Raw genomic sequence first — 18,074 nt, forward strand, 5'->3', positions numbered from 1 at the left:
TTGCTTCTCTGTCATCCAGACAGTAAATGACTAACTATTCATGTACTTGTTGTTTTTTATAAACTGATAGTTTGCTTTAGCCAGTTAAAACGTTATTGGTTGTGTTAACAAAACCGATTGATTTTATTTTCATCAGCTTTACAACGTATAGCTAATTGTGTTTAAGGTCAAGTTCATGGTTAATTATCATGCATAAACGCGATTAGCCACTTAATAATCTAAAATAGTCGATGGATATCAATGAGATATGCAAGGCGAATGTTAATGGTATTTAACATATACAACAGGGTGTTTTTGAAAACGCCGAAGGCTAGATAGAAAAAAGGCTAGCATCGAGTGCTAGCCAAATATAAAAGTTAGGAAGGGTGTTGCTTTTCCTCTAGGCTAACGTCATCGACGCTAGCCCGAGAAATATTATGCGGAAAGCATGAGTGAATCAGCTTTCGCTTCTAAGTTTGAGTTACCCATTAAGAAGTCATCAATAGCAATTGCACATTCACGACCTTCATTAATACAACGTACTACTAGAGACTGACCTGTACGCATATCACCAGCAGCGAAAACGCCTTTCTGGTTAGTTGCGTAACCTTCAGAAGCGACGTTACCGCGCTCGTCCAGTTTAATGTCTAGTTGAGCTAGCACACCTGTTGGCTCTGGGTGCAAGAAACCCATCGCTAGGAATGCCATATCACAAGGGATAACACGTTCTGTGTTCGCCACTTCATCAAAGCTTGGGCGCTCACCAGGTTTCGCATCTTGCCAAACGATGTCAGCAATACGTAGACCCGTCACTTGACCTTGCTCGTTACCGATGAACTCTTTGGTTAAGATGTTCCAGTGACGCTCACAACCTTCTTCGTGAGAAGTCGTTGTTTTCATGATCATTGGGTATTGAGGCCAAGGCATATTTGCAGGGCGCTTCTCTGGTGGGATCGGCATGATCTCTACCTGAGTAATGCTTGCTGCTTTATGACGGTTTGATGTACCCACACAGTCAGAACCTGTATCACCACCACCGATAACCACAATGTGCTTATCTTGAGCGTGAATCTCTTCTGTTTTCAGGTCTAGGTCGTTGGCTCGACGGTTGTTTTGGCCAAGGAATTCCATCGCAAAATGAACGCCTTTTAGCTCACGACCTGGAATTGGAAGGTCACGAGGAACCGTAGAACCACCTGTTAGCAAGACTACATCAAACTCTTGACGTAGTTGTTGAGCGTTAACATCAACACCGATGTGCTGGTTCACTTTAAACTCAACGCCCGCTTCAGCCATAAGGTTGATCTTACGATCAATTACGTCCATACCCAGTTTGAAATCTGGGATACCGAAACGCAGTAGTCCGCCAACTTTCTCGTCACGTTCAAATACAGTCACTGAGTGACCTGCACTGTTTAGTTGCTCAGCAGCGGCTAGGCCAGCAGGACCTGAACCGATAACAGCTACTGTTTTGCCTGTGCGAGAACGAGGTGTTTTAGGTTTTGCGTACCCTTCACGGTACGCAGTTTCTACTATGGTTTTCTCGATATTACAGATAGTGATTGGGTCTTGGTTGATACCTAGTACACAAGCACTCTCACAAGGAGAAGGGCACACACGACCTGTAAATTCAGGGAAGTTATTGGTCGAGCTTAGGATGTTCCAAGCCTCTTCCCAGCTGTCACGGTAAACCGCGTCATTGAATTCTGGGATGATGTTACCAATAGGACAACCGCTGTGACAGAAAGGTACGCCACAGTCCATACAACGAGATGCTTGAGTATTGATCTTGTCACCAAACTCTTCGTTAAGTACGAACTCTTTGTTGTCTTCGATACGAACTGACGGGTCGAGCTTCTTTGGAAGCTCACGACCGTGTTCTAAAAATCCAGTAGGCTTACCCATTATACTGCCTCCACTTCTTCCGTTTGTGCTTGTTGTGCTTCAGCTTTACGCTTCTCAAGAACTGCTTTGTAGTCGCGTGGCATTACTTTTATTAGTGATGCAACACTTGCTTCAAAGTTGTCTAGGAAAGACTGAGCAACTTCACTTCCTGTGAATTCAACGTGCTTGGTTAGCATATCTAGTAGAAGATCTTTATCTTCTTGTTCAATTGGATCTAGGTCTACAAGTTCAGAGTTAAGCTTGGTTTCGAAGTCGCCCGCTTTATCCCAAACATAAGCGACACCGCCACTCATACCCGCAGCAAAGTTACGACCTGTTGAACCAAGGATAATGGCAACACCGCCAGTCATGTATTCACAACCGTGGTCACCAACGCCCTCAACAACAACCTTCGCACCTGAGTTACGAACACAGAAACGTTCACCAGCCATACCGCGAATGAAAGATTCACCTGAGGTTGCGCCGTAGAAACATACGTTACCAACCACGATGTTATCTTCAGCAACGATAGAAGATTTCGCATCTGGGTACAGCACCAAAGTACCGCCAGACAGACCTTTACCCCAGTAATCGTTCGCGTCGCCTTCTACTTCGAACTTAACGCCTTTCGCAAGGAACGCACCGAAAGATTGACCAGCACTACCGTGGAACTTAACGTTCATTGGTTGTGGTAAACCTTGGTCTTTGTAAACCTTCGAGATTTCGTTCGACAGCATGGTGCCCGCAGAGCGGTCTGTGTTGATGATAGGGAAGGTTGCATTTACAGCTTCACCTTTCTCAAGTGCTGGAATCGCAGCTTGAATCAACTTACGGTCTAGAACATCTTCAAGGTTGTGGTTTTGTTGTGTCTGGTTGTAGATACCATCTTCTTCACGAGCCTGTTCAATGTGCAGTACAGGTGTTAGATCTAGGTTCTTGTACTTCCAGTGGCCGATGTCGTCACGAACTTTAAGTTTGTGTGATTGACCCACCATCTCATCGATAGAGCGGAAGCCAAGTTCAGCCATTACTTCACGTAGGCCTTCAGCCATGTATTGGAAGAAAGTCACTACGTCTTCTACGCGGCCGTCGAAACGCTCACGCAGAGTCTTGTTCTGTGTTGCGATACCAACAGGACATGTATTCTTGTGACACTTACGCATCATGATACAGCCTTCAACAACCAATGCTGCTGTTGCTACCCCCCATTCTTCAGCGCCAAGTAACGTTGCAACTGCAAGGTCTCGTGGTGTTTTCATCTGACCATCAGACTGAACAACGATACGGTTACGTAGGCCGTTTTTCAGTAGTGTTTGGTGCGTTTCTGCTAGACCCAGTTCCCAAGGTAGACCAGTGTGACGGATAGAAGACATCGGTGACGCCCCCGTACCACCATCAAAACCTGCGATAAGTACTACGTCAGCTTTCGCTTTTGCTACACCTGATGCAATCGTACCTACGCCTGCTTCCGATACTAGCTTCACGTTTACACGGCCATTACGGTTCGCGTTTTTCAGATCGTAAATTAGCTGAGCCAAATCTTCGATTGAGTAAATATCGTGGTGTGGTGGTGGCGAGATAAGACCTACGCCCGGAGTCGAGTGACGCGTTGCGCCGATCCAGTCATCAACCTTATCACCAGGTAGTTGACCACCCTCACCAGGTTTCGCACCTTGAGCCATCTTGATTTGCAGCTCATCAGCGTTAGATAGGTAGTAAGACGTTACACCAAAGCGACCAGAAGCCACCTGTTTGATAGCTGAACGTTCCCAGTCACCGTTTTCTTTACGTTCGAAACGTGCTGGATCTTCACCACCTTCACCTGAGTTTGATTTCGCGCCAATGCGGTTCATCGCAACAGCCAGTGTTGAGTGAGCCTCATGCGAGATTGAACCAAAGCTCATTGCGCCAGTAGCGAAACGCTTAAGGATGTTCTCGATTGGTTCTACTTCTGCTAGAGGAATAGAGCCTGCAGGGTTCTTGATGAAATCAAGTTGGCTACGTAGCGTTGCTGCGTTGTCGCCTTGGTCATCGACTGCTTTTGCGTACTTCTTGAACTGGCCGTAATCTTTGTTACGCGTCGATTCTTGAAGTAGAGAAATCGTTTCTGGGTTGAATAAGTGTTTCTCACCACGTTGTTTCCACTGGTAAACACCGCCAACATCAAGGATTTGAGCTGGGATTTCACGAGCAGGGTAACCAACACGGTGACGAACAAGCACTTCACGTGCGATATCGTCGATCGTTAGACCTTGGATACGAGAAACAGTACCAGTGAAGTATTTCTCAACCACTGATTTGCTTACACCAAGTGCTTCAAAGATTTGTGCACCGTGGTAAGACTGCAGCGTAGAGATCCCCATTTTAGAGAATATCTTCAGTAGACCGCCGTTGACACCTTTACGGTAGTTATCGAAGAACTCACGTGGGTGTACGTTTGGATCTAGCTTCTTAGTACGTTGCAGTTCAACAATCGTTTCAATCACTAGGTATGGGTTAACCGCGTTTGCACCGTAACCGATAAGCGTTGCAAAGTGGTGTGTTTCACGAGCATCACCCGTTTCAACAACGATGTCACACTTAGCACGTAGGCCTTTACGGATTAGGTGGTGGTGAACCGCGCCAACCGCCAGCATTGCTGGAATAGCTGCGTGGTTAGAGTTAACCGCACGGTCAGTCAGTAGGATGATAGAGTAGCCATCAATCACTGCGTCTTCTGCGTATTGGCAGATACGCTTAAGTGCGCGCTCTAACTTACCTTGGTCGCCATTTGCTTGGAATACGATATCCAGCGTCTTCGCTTGAAGGTGCTCGTTATCGATTGCACGCAGCTTTTCTAGCTCAGAGTTAGAAAGTACTGGAGACTCAAGCTCTACCTTTTGACAGTGCTCAGGTGTTTCAGCAAGTAGGTTCTGATCTTTACCTAGGTAAGTGTTCAGAGACATAACCATGCGCTCACGAATCGGGTCGATTGGCGGGTTAGTTACTTGAGCAAACAATTGTTTGAAGTAGTTTGAAAGGTGCTGCGATTGGTGAGAAAGAATCGCTAGCGGCCAGTCAGCACCCATTGCAGAAAGCGGCTCATAGCCTGTTTTCGCAAGAGGTAGAATGATTTCGTTTACTTCTTCAGAGCTCACGCCAAACGATTGTTGTTTGTGCAGAAGCTTCTCTGGAGAAGGTTGGCTAAATTCGTTGCTCGCATCTGGTAGCTTTTTCAAGCTCAGAAGGTTTTCTTCAACCCATTTCTCGTAAGGTTGTGCTTTCGCGATGCCATCTTTCACTTCTTCATCAGAAATGATGCGGCCTTGCTCAAGGTCAGCAACGAAGATACGACCTGGTTGTAGACGACCACGGTACTCAACGTTTTCTGGTGCGATTTCAACTACGCCAGACTCAGACGCCATCACTAGGAAATCGTCTTTTGTCACTGTATAGCGAGAAGGGCGCAGACCGTTACGGTCGAGTGTTGCACCTACTTGAACACCATCAGTGAAACATACCGAAGCTGGACCATCCCATGGTTCCATTACGTTCGCGTGGTACTGGTAGAACGCGCGACGAGTTGGGTCCATGTTTTTGTTTTCTTGCCATGCTTCCGGGATCATCATCATCAATGCGTGTGGCAGAGTACGACCAGACAGAACCAGAAGCTCAAGTGCCATATCGAAGTTTGATGAATCCGAGCTACCTTCCTGACAGATAGGCAGTAGCATGTCGATTTCAGCTTGTGTGAATAGATCCGATTCAAGGATCGCTTCACGCGCTTTCATCCAGTTTAGGTTACCGCGAACCGTATTGATTTCGCCATTGTGCGCGATGTAACGGAAAGGCTGAGCTAGACGCCAACGTGGGAATGTATTAGTAGAGAAGCGAGAGTGTACAAGTGCTAGAGCTGTCACCATAGTTGGGTTTTGCAGGTCTAGGAAGTACTGAGGAACTTGTTCTGTTGTTAGCTGACCTTTGTACACCAATGTCTTGTAAGACATAGAGTTGATGTAGAAGTCATCACCGATATTTGACACGCTTTCTAGGCACACACGAACTGTGTAGTTACGTAGAACGTACAGTTTGCGCTCAAGCTCTTCTGGAGTAATACCAGGGCCGCCAGAGATAAATACGTGTTCAAATTGAGGTTCAGTGCTTAGTGGGTCAGCACCAATCATTGAGTTGTCAGTTGGAAGTTCACGGTAGCCGATAACTTCTAACTCTAGGCGTTGTGCATTGCGTTCTAGAATGTCACGACACTGTGCACGTTTGTGTTCATCTTTAGGGAAAAGTACAACACCAACACCATATTTTTCAAAAGATGGCAGTTTAATTCCAAGCTTTACGGCTTCTTCTAGTAAGAATTCGTGGGGCTTCTGTAGCAGGATACCTGCACCATCACCAGAACACGGATCACAGCCTTGGCCGCCACGGTGTTCCATACGTGCAAGCATATCGAGTGCTTGAGTTACTACATCATGAGATTTGCGATTCTTTAGATGCGCAACAAAACCGATACCACAAGCGTCATGCTCCAGTTCAGGAGTATACAGACCCTGTGAGTTCTGCTCTTGATCTACCATAGATACATCCTTCCAGTTAAATCTAGGCGCAACTTCTTTGTACAAAGTCAGCCTTGTCCTTTTATATTTATGGGTCTAAACCTGCCTATGCTGGCGGTTTGAATCCTTTCCGTATCTCGCAGGAAAAGTATTGCGAGAAAAACAATCCTTAGTGATATCCGTTTATTTTTAACCACAAACTAGTGGTTTATATAGGTGGGAGTTAGATATCACCGACTTATTAGCAAGTTTTCGTTGTAAGTAAACACTCAAAAATAGCCAATATGTGTAAGTATCCTACAATTTTGTCTAGGCGAATTGCAATGAAAGTTGACCCATGTAGACCATTTTTTTCGTTTTATTTTGAATTTTTTGTCTAACAAACGCGCAACATTAGGCAAATAGAGCCGATTTTTTGCATGTTTATTGATATTTGATAGGTTGCTTGCAAAAAGCCTTGAGTAAACTAATTGGTCGAATTTTGCAGGGATGTAATTTTTTTTCAAAAAAAGACTGATATTCATTCTTATTTACTTGAGCGCTTTGAAAATATGCAATTACATGAGTTGGTCAATACTATCGGCCAAGATCTTCAACGTCGTTATGGCGAAAAGGTTCACAAGCTAACACTGCACGGCGGTTTTAGTTGTCCAAACCGAGATGGAACCATTGGCCGCGGAGGCTGCACTTTTTGCAATGTTGCGTCCTTTGCTGATGAACAAACTCAGGTTCAAAGTATTGCAGACCAGTTAAAAGATCGTGCGGGTGAAATTGCTCGTGCTAAGAAGTATCTTGCTTATTTTCAGGCGTACACCAGCACTTATGCTGAGGTGCAAGTGCTTAAGAATATGTATGAAGAGGCGCTAAAAGCACCGGGTGCCGATATTGTAGGTCTTTGCGTGGGCACAAGACCTGATTGCGTACCTGATTCAGTGTTAGATCTGCTCGCGGGATATGTAAAACAGGGCTATGAAATCTGGCTAGAGCTTGGCTTGCAAACGGCCAATGATAAGACCCTTAAACGAATTAACCGCGGACACGATTTTGCGGTGTATGAAACGATCACCCACCGCGCACGTGCGTTAGGTATCAAGGTGTGTACTCATCTTATTGTTGGCCTGCCAAAAGAGACCAAAGCGGACAATCTTGAAACTTTAGACAAGGTATTAGCGGTAGGAACCGATGGCATCAAACTTCACGGCCTTCATATAGTAGAGGGCAGTACCATGGCTAAGGCGTGGAAAGCAGGAAAGCTAGAAGCACCAAGCCTTGAAGAGTACATAGATGTTGCTACGGATATCATTCAATGTACGCCTGCGAACGTGGTTTACCATCGCGTTTCATCAGCCGCGAGGCGTCCAACGTTGCTCTCGCCTTTATGGTGTGAAAACCGCTGGTTAGCGATGACTGAGATTGGTCGTTCACTCGATAAAACCGGCGCGCAAGGCATCAAAACAGGTTCAGCATTTGAATACACGCTACCCGTTTTAAACACAGCCAATTGATAGAAATCGGTGAGAGTAGGTAACAGCAGATAAAACCAACAAATAGTGGTAACATTTCCCTCACAGAATTTATGGTATAGATTGAGAGTAAATGGAACTGGTAATGACTTGGTTGTGGGACAGGGCGTATGGCTACGGTATTTATATCGTTCTCATGTTGCTGATTGCTCTCATCTGCTGGCATCTTTATTCACGTTATCAGTCGCATATTGAACAGCTTCTTCTTTCTACTCCGTCGCCACTCTATTTCGTCGATGTGCGAAGTGGCGAGATCCTCTATGCCAATCGCCAAGCGATGCAACTGCTTGGTATCCGCCAAATCGGTGTTAATTTTCGCTTTCCTACCGTGGAGAGTGAGAACAGCTTTCGCCACTATTTAACCAATCACATCAATTCCCGAGCATTTGAGCAGATCTCGTTTTGGGCTCTTTCTGAATTTGAATCTTTTAAGATCAATTTAGTGGCTCGTAAGATCCGCTTTAGAAGCAAAAAAGCGTGGATGATTCACGCCTCTCCCTACAAGAATACTAATGAAGAGCAGTCCCAAGAAGTTCGCGAGCTGAATGTTGCGCGTACGGCTTTGGATTCTCTGTCTGAGCTGATCTACGTAAAAGATCAGAAGGGTGAGTTGGTCGCGAGTAATCGTTCGTTTAAAAAGTTTTGGCATGGTCGTCCTGAAGAGGGTACCTTGAGTGTGTCTGGTGGTGCATTAAAAGGTCGTGTCAGTGAGCGATCGTGGACAACCGACCAGGACGGCAAAGGTTGCCTGCTCGAAACCTATCAAAGTGTGTTGCTTTCCCAAGACGGAGAAACAATCGGTACGCTCTCTATTAGCCATGATGTGACCGATTGGCATGACATGCAGCAGAAACTGCGTGGCGAGATGGAGAAGCGTAAAGATACCGAGGTCGCACTTGCCCAGCGTGACACCATCTTACAAAACATCTTAGAAGCCAGCCCTGACTCGATTGGTATCTTCAACGAGAACATGGTTTATCAAGCGTGTAATAAGCCATTCGTCGCGGCGCTTGGTATTTCTGAAGTGAGTGATTTAGTCGGCAAACGTCTGCAAGATGTGGTGCCAAACAGCATGTACATGCGTATCTCAGACACAGATCATCAAGTGCTCCATCACGGAAAATCACTGCGCTACATAGATAAGGTGGTGTCTAGTGATGGCGAATACACTTGGTACGATGTGGTGAAATCTCCGTTTAGAGATCCAGCCTCAAGCACCAATGGCGTGTTGATCATGGCGCGTGATATCACCGAACGTTACCTTGCTGAGCAAAAACTTGAAGAAGCCAACCTTGAGCTTGAGCGCCTCAGCTTTATGGACAGCCTAACTCAGGTGTCTAACCGACGCCGTTTTGATGAACAGCTGTCGACACTGTGGCATTACCATGTGCGTGAGAAGTTGCCACTGACGATTATGTTGTGTGATATCGATTTCTTTAAAGGCTATAACGACTATTACGGGCACCAGCAAGGTGATGATGCGCTTATCCAAGTCTCTCAGGCGTTTAAAAAGGTGCTCAATCGCTCGTCAGATTGTGTGGCTCGTTATGGCGGTGAAGAGTTCGGCTTTATTCTGCCAAATACAACGGCTGATGGTGCGCAGCTGGTGGCGGAGCGCATTCATAGTGAAGTCCTTAAACTGGGGCTAATACACGAGAAATCGGCAGTCTCCGAATTCATCACGGTGAGTATTGGTATTATCTCTTACATTCCGACTCCTGATGATGAAATGGAGTCTGCGGTTGCCTTGGCTGATAGCGCGTTGTACCAAGCAAAATCCGATGGCCGAAACCGTTCAATCGTGCATCCATCGTCGATTCGCTAAACAAACCTATCACTGACTTAATCAGTATTTACTTGGGTTATCTGTTTTAAACAATATAACCCGAGCTCTCTTGCTGCATGTGATGTAGCTAGCTTACCTCCTATCTTCAAACAGGGTAGAATGTTGCTAGTCTTATCGCATGGAGCGCTAAATGAAACCCATGAAAAATCTCGCCCAGTATTACGTGGATCTACTCGTAAAACTGGGGATTGTCCGCTTTTCTATCTTACTAGCCCTAGCGCTTGTTGCCCTCGCTGTTGTTGTGCAAGTCGGCATAACCCTCGCACTCAAAGGTAATGTTGATGATATCGACATTGTCCGTTCAGTTTTCTTCGGTTTAGTGATCACACCTTGGGCGGTTTATTTCTTGTCAGTGGTGGTTGATCAGCTGGAAGAGTCTCGTCAAAGATTGGCGAAGTTAGTCTCTAAGCTTGGTGACATGCGTGAGCGAGACCAAGAGCTCAACAATAAACTGCAACTCAATATCGAGAAGCTCAATCAAGAAATCGAAGAGCGTGAAAAAGCTGAAGAAGCACGCGCTGAAGCGATGCATGATCTCGAAAATGAAGTCTTTCAACGTGAGCGAACTCAGCTTGAGCTAGCAGAGCGTACTGCATTGTTACGTTCGTTTATCGATGCCTCGCCTGACCTTATTTACTACCGTAATGAAGAGGGTGTTTTCTCTGGTTGTAACCGTGCGGTTGAAGAGCTCACCGGCAAGACAGAAAAAGAGCTAGTCGGTTTGACGCCTTGGGATGTCTACAGCAAAGAGGTCGCTCAACAAGTTGTGGAAACCGATAAGAAGGTGTTTGCTGATAACCAAGCGCTAACTTATGACCAATGGCTTGAATACCCAGATGGGCGTAAGAGCTACTTCGAACTGCGTAAAGTACCTTTCTACAGCAAAGATGGTCGCCACTTAGGCTTAGTGGGTTTTGGTCGTGATATTACCGAGCGTAAAGAGCATCAAGAGTCGCTAGAGAAAGCCAGTCGTGATAAGACCACCTTTATCTCAACCATTAGCCATGAGTTAAGAACACCGCTTAACGGCATCATTGGCTTAAGCCGTATGTTGCTCGATAGTCAATTGACCACTGAGCAGCGTAAACAGATGCAAACCATCAAGGTGAGCGCGGTGACACTGGGTAATATCTTCAACGATATTATCGACATGGATAAGTTTGACCGTCGTAAGCTTGAGTTATTCCCAACCCCAATCAACTTTGAAGATTTCGTTGTTGAGATCGAAAGTATCTCTGCATTGATGGCCGAGCAAAAAGGATTGAGGTTCGATCTAGAAAGGTTGTCTGATCTGCCTGCGGCCGTTGAAGTGGATGGCACTCGCCTGAGGCAGGTGCTGTGGAACCTCGTAAGTAACGCCATGAAGTTCACCAAAGATGGTGGTGTGGTGATGACAGTCAGCGCCGACATCGATGGCGACTTTGCCAACATTACGATGGAAGTGGAAGACACCGGTATTGGTATCCCTGAAAGTGAAATCGAAAAGATCTTCGCGATGTATTATCAGGTGAAATCTGGAACGGATAATCTGCATGCGGTGGGTACAGGCATTGGCCTAGCTGTATCGCAGCAGCTGATCAATATGATGGACGGCCACATCGAAGTGACCAGTGAAGAGGGCTTTGGTAGTACCTTTACGGTATCGATTCGAGTTCCTGTTAATCACGATACTCAAGCACTGATTAAAACACCAAGAAAGCAGTCGAATCTTAAGATCTTCATGGTTGAAGATATTGAACTGAACATCACGGTGGCTCGCTCTCTACTTGAAAGCTTGGGTCACGAAGTGACGGTGGTGATGACGGGTAAAGAGGCGCAAATTGCTTTCAATCCTGAAGACTATGACTTGGTACTGTTGGACATCCAACTGCCAGACATGACTGGCTTTGATATTGCTCAATACTACCGTGAGAAGTACAGCCAGTTACCGCCTTTGGTTGCGTTAACTGCCAACGTGTTAAATAACAAACAAGAGTATTTCCAGAAAGGCATGGACGAAGCGATCAGTAAGCCATTGTCGGTTCGAGCTATTCAGGATGTGATCAGCGAGCTTATCGAGGATGCACCAGAGGTGGTCGAAAAAGTCGGAAATATTGAAAAGATAGAAGAGAGTAAGCCAGTTCTTTCATCGATTGACACCACTTTGCTTGATATTGATATGCTAGAGTCTTATGTTGACATTGTTGGGCCGAAACCGGTTTTGGATAGCATCGCGATGTTTGAAGATATGATGCCGGAGTATATGGAAATATTGAATTCCAACATGGTCGCGAAAGACCAAGCCAGTATCGTTTCTGAGGCGCACAAGATCAAAGGCGCGGCAGGTTCGATTGGTTTGAAACGCATACAGCAAGTTGCTCAGAAAGCTCAGTCTCCAGATATGCCTGCTTGGTGGGAGAATATTTCAGACTGGGTCGATGAAATTAATAACGAATACCAGAATGACATTGAAGTCTTAAAAAGTTGGTTAAACCAAAGGTAGAAGAATAATGAAAAAATTAGCATTCGCCGCATGCGTAGTGGCATTAGCAGGTTGTTCTGCACCGCAAGTAGAATGGCAGCAAGGTAACCAAGTTGAAGTATCAGCAACGACAGTAACAATGAAAAGCAATCTTTGGCACAACAAGATGCCAACGATTGGAAAGACTCAAGATAAGACACTGCATGGTGCTATCTACCTAGAATCAGACTCAGAGCTGCCAGCAACGCTAGCGGTTGAAAGCGTTACGGTAAAACAAGGTGCAGATACCTTGTTAGTGACGGCTGACGATCTTGATTTAAGAACGCACAGTGAAACTCAGTGGGAAGTCGCTTTTGTGTGGCAACTAGAGATCGACAGCGACAAGCCTGTTGATGTTGCGGTTGAACTGAAAGATGGTGAAACCGTGAAGTGGCTGGTGGAGAAAGACGTTAAGGTTGATACGGTTTACTAAACCTTAGCGAACAATGAACAACAAAAAAGGGAGAATGCGTTGGCATTCTCCCTTTTTAATAACTATTGATTGCGCCTCTACTGTTCAAACACTAAGTGCTAAACGACTAGAAACGCGAATCGAATTAGTCTTCTAGGTCACCACAAAAGCGGTAGCCTTCACCGTGAATCGTTGCGATGATTTCTGGCGTACCAGAAACAGATTCAAAGTGCTTACGAATACGACGGATTGTTACGTCTACAGTACGATCGTGTGGCTTAAGCTCACGGCCAGTCATCTTCTTAAGAAGGTCTGCACGTGTTTGGATCTTACCTGGGTTCTCACAGAAGTGAAGTAGAGCACGGAACTCTGAACGAGGTAGCTTGTAACCTTCGCCATCTGGGCTAACCAGAGAACGACTGTTGATATCTAGTACCCAACCGTTGAACTCGTACTTCTCAACGCTACGCTTTTCTTCTTGAACAGAGCTTGTGCTCATTGAACGGTTAAGAAGGTTGCGTGCACGGATAGTCAGTTCACGAGGGTTGAAAGGCTTAGTGATGTAGTCATCAGCGCCGATCTCTAGGCCAAGGATCTTATCAACTTCATTATCACGACCAGTTAAGAACATAAGCGCTACATTTGCTTGCTCACGTAGTTCACGCGCAAGTAGTAGGCCATTCTTACCTGGCAGGTTGATGTCCATAATTACAAGGTTAACTTGGTTGTCAGATAGCACTTGGTGCATCTCTTCACCGTCGCTAGCCTCAAAAACAGCATATCCCTCTGCTTCAAAAATACTCTTTAGAGTGTTACGAGTTACTTGCTCATCTTCAACGATAAGAATCTGCGGGGTTTGCATTTGGCGGTACCTAAATTTGTGACGAAACTGTGCTAATAGAATAAATTCTAGGCAAAAACATAACATACAGGTAATGTATTTTTGATGATAACTTAAAGTTTTCAAAAAAACACTTACTTCCAGCTATCTGCCTTCCTTGAAGTATTGCCCAATAACGTAGATCCAGTACGCCTTTCAATCATTCTTTTAGTGATTGCAACGGATTCTATAATGTTAACAGCATGCTAACAACGCGAGAATGTTAATTCCATTCACTTTGTTGATTTACATCAATTGCCGTATCGCAACAAACTTTAATAGTATGGCTACAACTTAACCAGTGTTATGGTGATTATTTAGCATCAAAACCAGAATGGTTATTCGAGATAGTTCTCACATCTCGTATGCTAAAGACCTGATTATGAACCAAGGAAGCGGAAAGCTGTCCTTAGAGTCTAGTAGATAAATATGCTCAATCAACTTTAATTAATGATTAAATTGAGCATAGAACAATGAAAACAAAGGATTAATTTTAATAACATATAAAAGCATAGAGGTAAGCCTGACTTAACAGGTAGCGCCTTACTCACGGAGGATATATGCACGATATAACACCCGACTTGTGTGATGAGTTTGAAAGCAAAGTCACCCTACTTAACCTTCCATTACAGAACTTCGGTCAACGTGGTGCGTTCTGGGGAAAAATTGTAACAGTTCGTTGTTATCACGATAATTCCAAGGTTCGCGAGGTTTTAGCGACCGACGGCAGCGGTAAAGTACTGGTTGTTGACGGAAATGGCTCGTGCCAGAAAGCACTGCTTGGTGACCAACTTGCTATTCTTGCAATAGAAAATGGCTGGGAGGGCGTGATCGTTAATGGTGCTGTACGGGATGTTGGCATGATGTCGCAAATGGATCTGGGCGTTCAGGCGCTAGGTGCATCACCATTCAAAACCGAGAAGCGTGGCGTAGGCCAAGTTAATGTGACACTGACAATGCATAACCAACTGATTCAGCCTGGTGATTACATTTATGCAGATTGGAATGGCGTGTTAATTTCGTCGGAGCTGTTACTCGAATCATAACGCCGATTTGAGTAACAGTTGTTAATGGGTAACAAGCTTATTGGGTTAGAAGCGAAACCCTAATCTCACTTCAACACCTTGCTGCCACTCTTCATAATCAAGGGTGGCATGCAGATCCAAGTTGTCCGTCAGTTGAACTCGGCTTGACACTTCCGCGGCTACCGACTTTTCATTCTCTTCGGTTTCATCCTTATAGGTATGGAGAGAGCTATTGAAAGAGATTCTTTCAGAGAATTGATAACTGACACCGCTCAAGAATCCACTTTCACTTTTCAAAGACGCACTGTTTATACGTGTACCGACATAAAGGTCAACATCATCAAACAAGCTATAGGCGTAGCCACTGTCGACTTTCCAAGTATCGAAACTTTCGCTCGACGCATTTTGAGTTGAGATAAAGAACTTATGAGAAGAACGATCGATTTGACCGGGTAATAGGGGCAGGTTGCTTAGCAGGGGTAAGCTGTTCGCTGAACAAACAACAGGCATAGCAAAGGCTAAAAGAATAAGTAATCTCTTCACTTCCCACTCCTGATGTCATTATTATTGTTCTTTGAACGTTATCGTTCAATTAAAGCACAGTTCTTGTGTGCTTGCTGAACAATCGATATAGCATTTTGTTATGACTATATATGCAATTAATCACTCTTGAGTGTTTATAGGATAAATCCACGATCTGAATTACAGGTGCATACAGGGTGTTTTATCCCTTAAATGACGGTTTGCTCTGAAAAACGGTGTGAATGTAAAAAAAACGCAACTTTTCATTGACGTCTAGTGGTAAAAATTGATACACGTAGAGTAAAGCACAAGCAGAGAATTTGATATGCAGCACGTAAGCCACCTAGTAATGACCACAACCATTATTATTACCGACATTAACATTGTTGGGGCAGGCTGCTAAGTAACGGATTTTAAAAAAAAGGCCTGTATCCAACAAGATACAGGCCTTTTTTTGTACCATTTTTATGACTTATGGAGAAAGGGATGCGCGTTTTAAAGTTTGGAGGTTCATCATTAGCTGATGCAGATCGTTTTTTACGAGCGGCTGATATCATCGCTAATAATGCCCAGCAAGAAGAGCTAGCCGTTGTACTATCGGCTCCAGGAAAAACAACCAATAAGTTGGTCGCTGTTATTGAAGCTGCACTGAAAAATGGTGAAGCTGACGCACAAATCACAGAGATCGAATCTTCATTTACTGCGCTGTTTGCAGAGATTAAAGCGGTTGTACCTTCGATTGATGGTACTGCGTTCCAAGAGCAGGTTGATACCTCTCTTGCTCAGCTAAAGCAGTTCGTGAACGGCATCAACCTACTTGGTATGTGCCCGAACCACGTTAATGCTCGTATCATCAGTAAAGGTGAGCGAATCTCTATCCAGTTAATGAAAGCGGTACTTGAAGCAAAAGGCCAACCAGCAAGCCTGATTGACCCAGTTCAATACCTATACGCTAAAGGTGATCACCTTGAAGCTATGGTTGATGTGGATGTGTCTACTCAGAACTTCCGTCAATCGCCACTTCCACAAGGTCACGTTAACATCATGCCGGGCTTCACTGCAGGTAATGATAAAGGCGAGCTAGTTACACTTGGTCGTAATGGTTCTGACTACTCAGCGGCAGTGCTAGCGGCATGTCTACGTGCTGATTGTTGTGAAATCTGGACAGATGTAGACGGCGTTTACAACTGTGACCCACGCTTAGTCGATGATGCTCGTCTGCTTAAATCACTGAGCTACCAAGAAGCAATGGAGCTTTCTTACTTTGGCGCTTCGGTTCTACACCCGAAAACCATCGCTCCTATCGCACAATTCCACATACCTTGTCTGATCAAAAACAGCTTTAACCCACAGGGTGCAGGTACTTTGATCGGCCAAGACACTGGCGAAGATAACCTAGCAATCAAAGGCATCACGACGCTAAGTGACCTAACGATGGTTAACGTATCAGGCCCAGGTATGAAGGGTATGGTTGGCATGGCGAGCCGTGTATTCGGTGCGATGTCTTCAGCTGGCGTTTCTATTGTCCTTATTACTCAATCTTCTTCTGAGTACAGCATCAGCTTCTGTATTGAATCAGCAGATAAAGTAAAAGCGAAGCAAGTACTGTCTGACGCATTTGAACTTGAACTTAAAGATGGCCTATTAGAGCCAGTTGAGTTCATGGACGATGTAGCGATTGTAACGCTGGTGGGTGACGGTATGCGTACTTCACGCGGTGTCGCTTCTCAGTTCTTCTCTTCTTTAGCTGAAGTGAACGTTAACATCGTTGCAATTGCTCAAGGTTCATCTGAGCGCGCTATCTCTGCGGTTATCCCCGAAGATAAAATTTCAGAAGCAATCAAAGCGTGTCACGAAAACCTATTTAACTCTAAACACTTCCTAGACGTATTCGTTGTGGGTGTTGGCGGTGTTGGTGGTGAGCTTGTTGACCAGATCCAACGTCAGCAGGGCAAACTGGCTGAAAAAGGCATCGTGATTCGTGTATGTGGTTTAGCAAACAGCAAAGGCTTATTGCTAGACAGTGAAGGCTTACCACTAGAGCAATGGCGTGATCGCATGTCGAGCGCGACAGAAGAGTTCAGCCTAGCGCGCCTAGCAGCTCTAGTTCAACGTAACCACATCATCAACCCGGTATTGGTTGACTGTACGTCTAGTGAAGGTATTGCTGCTCAATATGCAGACTTCCTAGCAGCTGGTTTCCACGTGGTAACACCAAACAAGAAAGCGAATACAGCTAGCATGGCTTACTACCATCAGCTTCGTGAAGTTGCACGTAACTCACGTCGTAAGCTGATGTACGAAACAACAGTAGGCGCAGGTCTTCCGGTAATCGAAAACCTACAGAACCTAATCTCTGCAGGTGATGAACTTGAGAAGTTCAACGGTATCCTCTCTGGTTCTCTGTCTTACATCTTCGGTAAGCTTGATGAAGGTATGACGTTAAGCCAAGCAACCAACATCGCTAAAGACAACGGCTTTACAGAACCGGATCCTCGTGACGATCTATCTGGTATGGATGTAGCGCGTAAGCTACTTATCCTTGCTCGTGAAGCAGGCATGGCACTTGAACTTGAAGACGTTGAAGTAGACCAAGCACTTCCACCGGGTTTTGATGATTCAGGTACGGTTGAAGAGTTCATGGCTCGCTTGCCAGAAGCGGATGCTTACTTCCAAGAGCAGTCAGCTATCGCAGCAGAAGAAGGCAAAGTACTTCGTTATGTTGGTGAGATTGCCGATGGTAAATGTAAGGTTCGTATCGCAGCTGTTGATGGCGACGACCCAATGTTCAAGATTAAAGATGGCGAGAACGCTCTAGCATTCTACAGCCGTTACTACCAACCAATCCCGTTAGTACTTCGTGGCTACGGTGCTGGTACTGAAGTAACAGCAGCAGGCGTATTCTCTGATGTGATGCGTACTCTTGGTTGGAAATTAGGAGTTTAGGAATGAGTTC

The 18,074-nt window shown here is 45.2% G+C and carries 10 protein-coding genes, 1 pseudogene and 1 other annotated feature; of the genes and pseudogenes, 6 read left to right on the forward strand and 5 right to left on the reverse strand.

From position 1 onward, the window contains the following. Positions 1-414 precede the first annotated feature (414 nt). Both FLM53_RS10410 and gltB read right to left on the reverse strand, forming a co-directional pair. Entirely contained in the window at positions 415-1,884 is a 1,470-nt protein-coding gene (locus FLM53_RS10410) for a glutamate synthase subunit beta (protein WP_017630242.1), read from the reverse strand. Then, on the reverse strand, positions 1,884-6,431 hold the full coding sequence (gene gltB, locus FLM53_RS10415; protein ID WP_017630241.1) for a glutamate synthase large subunit: 4,548 nt from the start codon (positions 6,429-6,431) through the stop codon (positions 1,884-1,886). Before gltB ends, FLM53_RS10410 begins: the two co-directional genes overlap by 1 nt. Before the next feature lie 530 nt (positions 6,432-6,961). On the opposite strand from gltB, the gene FLM53_RS10420 reads away from it, so the two are divergent. The 4 genes from FLM53_RS10420 to FLM53_RS10435 all read left to right on the forward strand — a co-directional run bounded on the left by FLM53_RS10420 (position 6,962) and on the right by FLM53_RS10435 (position 12,712). Beyond that, positions 6,962-7,915: a TIGR01212 family radical SAM protein gene (locus tag FLM53_RS10420; protein WP_176682021.1), complete on the forward strand. Its 954-nt coding sequence runs from the start codon at positions 6,962-6,964 to the stop codon at positions 7,913-7,915. Between the two features lie 91 nt (positions 7,916-8,006). Next, positions 8,007-9,758, forward strand: a complete 1,752-nt coding sequence (locus FLM53_RS10425) for a diguanylate cyclase domain-containing protein (RefSeq protein WP_026084177.1) — start codon at positions 8,007-8,009, stop codon at positions 9,756-9,758. A 151-nt stretch (positions 9,759-9,909) separates the two neighbouring features. Further along, positions 9,910-12,261 carry an aerobic respiration two-component sensor histidine kinase ArcB gene (gene arcB, locus FLM53_RS10430; protein WP_176682020.1) on the forward strand — a complete coding sequence of 784 codons (2,352 nt, stop codon included), beginning with the start codon at positions 9,910-9,912 and terminating at the stop codon, positions 12,259-12,261. Between the two features lie 7 nt (positions 12,262-12,268). Next, positions 12,269-12,712, forward strand: coding sequence for a hypothetical protein (locus FLM53_RS10435; RefSeq protein ID WP_176682019.1), 444 nt, complete (start codon positions 12,269-12,271; stop codon positions 12,710-12,712). 124 nt (positions 12,713-12,836) lie between these two features. Here the strand turns inward: FLM53_RS10435 and arcA are convergent, their stop codons facing one another. Together arcA and FLM53_RS24015 are read right to left on the reverse strand one after the other, a co-directional pair. Then, positions 12,837-13,553 carry a two-component system response regulator ArcA gene (gene arcA / locus FLM53_RS10440; protein ID WP_004741534.1) on the reverse strand — a complete coding sequence of 239 codons (717 nt, stop codon included), beginning with the start codon at positions 13,551-13,553 and terminating at the stop codon, positions 12,837-12,839. Positions 13,554-13,925: 372 nt separating this feature from the next. After that, a pseudogene (locus tag FLM53_RS24015) lies at positions 13,926-14,084 on the reverse strand (ribonuclease activity regulator protein RraA). Positions 14,085-14,131: 47 nt separating this feature from the next. On the opposite strand from FLM53_RS24015, the gene FLM53_RS10445 reads away from it, so the two are divergent. Then, positions 14,132-14,617, forward strand: a complete 486-nt coding sequence (locus FLM53_RS10445) for a putative 4-hydroxy-4-methyl-2-oxoglutarate aldolase (RefSeq protein WP_176682018.1) — start codon at positions 14,132-14,134, stop codon at positions 14,615-14,617. A 45-nt stretch (positions 14,618-14,662) separates the two neighbouring features. Here FLM53_RS10445 and FLM53_RS10450 read toward each other — a convergent pair whose 3' ends face one another. After that, positions 14,663-15,139 (reverse strand): ribonuclease regulator, encoded by a 477-nt coding sequence (locus tag FLM53_RS10450; RefSeq protein WP_176682017.1) that lies wholly within the window; start codon positions 15,137-15,139, stop codon positions 14,663-14,665. Positions 15,140-15,456: 317 nt separating this feature from the next. Continuing rightward, positions 15,457-15,575 (forward strand) — a sequence feature (Thr leader region). Between the two features lie 29 nt (positions 15,576-15,604). On the opposite strand from FLM53_RS10450, the gene thrA reads away from it, so the two are divergent. Next, positions 15,605-18,064, forward strand: a complete 2,460-nt coding sequence (gene thrA, locus FLM53_RS10455; protein WP_176682016.1) for a bifunctional aspartate kinase/homoserine dehydrogenase I — start codon at positions 15,605-15,607, stop codon at positions 18,062-18,064. Positions 18,065-18,074: the final 10 nt, after the last annotated feature.

This window comes from Vibrio sp. Scap24 (assembly GCF_013394185.1).
Lineage (GTDB): Bacteria > Pseudomonadota > Gammaproteobacteria > Enterobacterales > Vibrionaceae > Vibrio > Vibrio pomeroyi.

What these genes read in the sequence shown, in the direction of transcription:
- FLM53_RS10410 (WP_017630242.1), bottom strand. Translation starts at nt 1,884, where the DNA reads ATGGGTAAGCCTACTGGATTTTTAGAACACGGTCGTGAGCTTCCAAAG.
- gltB (WP_017630241.1), bottom strand. Translation starts at nt 6,431, where the DNA reads ATGGTAGATCAAGAGCAGAACTCACAGGGTCTGTATACTCCTGAACTG.
- FLM53_RS10420 (WP_176682021.1), top strand. Translation starts at nt 6,962, where the DNA reads ATGCAATTACATGAGTTGGTCAATACTATCGGCCAAGATCTTCAACGT.
- FLM53_RS10425 (WP_026084177.1), top strand. Translation starts at nt 8,007, where the DNA reads ATGGAACTGGTAATGACTTGGTTGTGGGACAGGGCGTATGGCTACGGT.
- arcB (WP_176682020.1), top strand. Translation starts at nt 9,910, where the DNA reads ATGAAACCCATGAAAAATCTCGCCCAGTATTACGTGGATCTACTCGTA.
- FLM53_RS10435 (WP_176682019.1), top strand. Translation starts at nt 12,269, where the DNA reads ATGAAAAAATTAGCATTCGCCGCATGCGTAGTGGCATTAGCAGGTTGT.
- arcA (WP_004741534.1), bottom strand. Translation starts at nt 13,553, where the DNA reads ATGCAAACCCCGCAGATTCTTATCGTTGAAGATGAGCAAGTAACTCGT.
- FLM53_RS10445 (WP_176682018.1), top strand. Translation starts at nt 14,132, where the DNA reads ATGCACGATATAACACCCGACTTGTGTGATGAGTTTGAAAGCAAAGTC.
- thrA (WP_176682016.1), top strand. Translation starts at nt 15,605, where the DNA reads ATGCGCGTTTTAAAGTTTGGAGGTTCATCATTAGCTGATGCAGATCGT.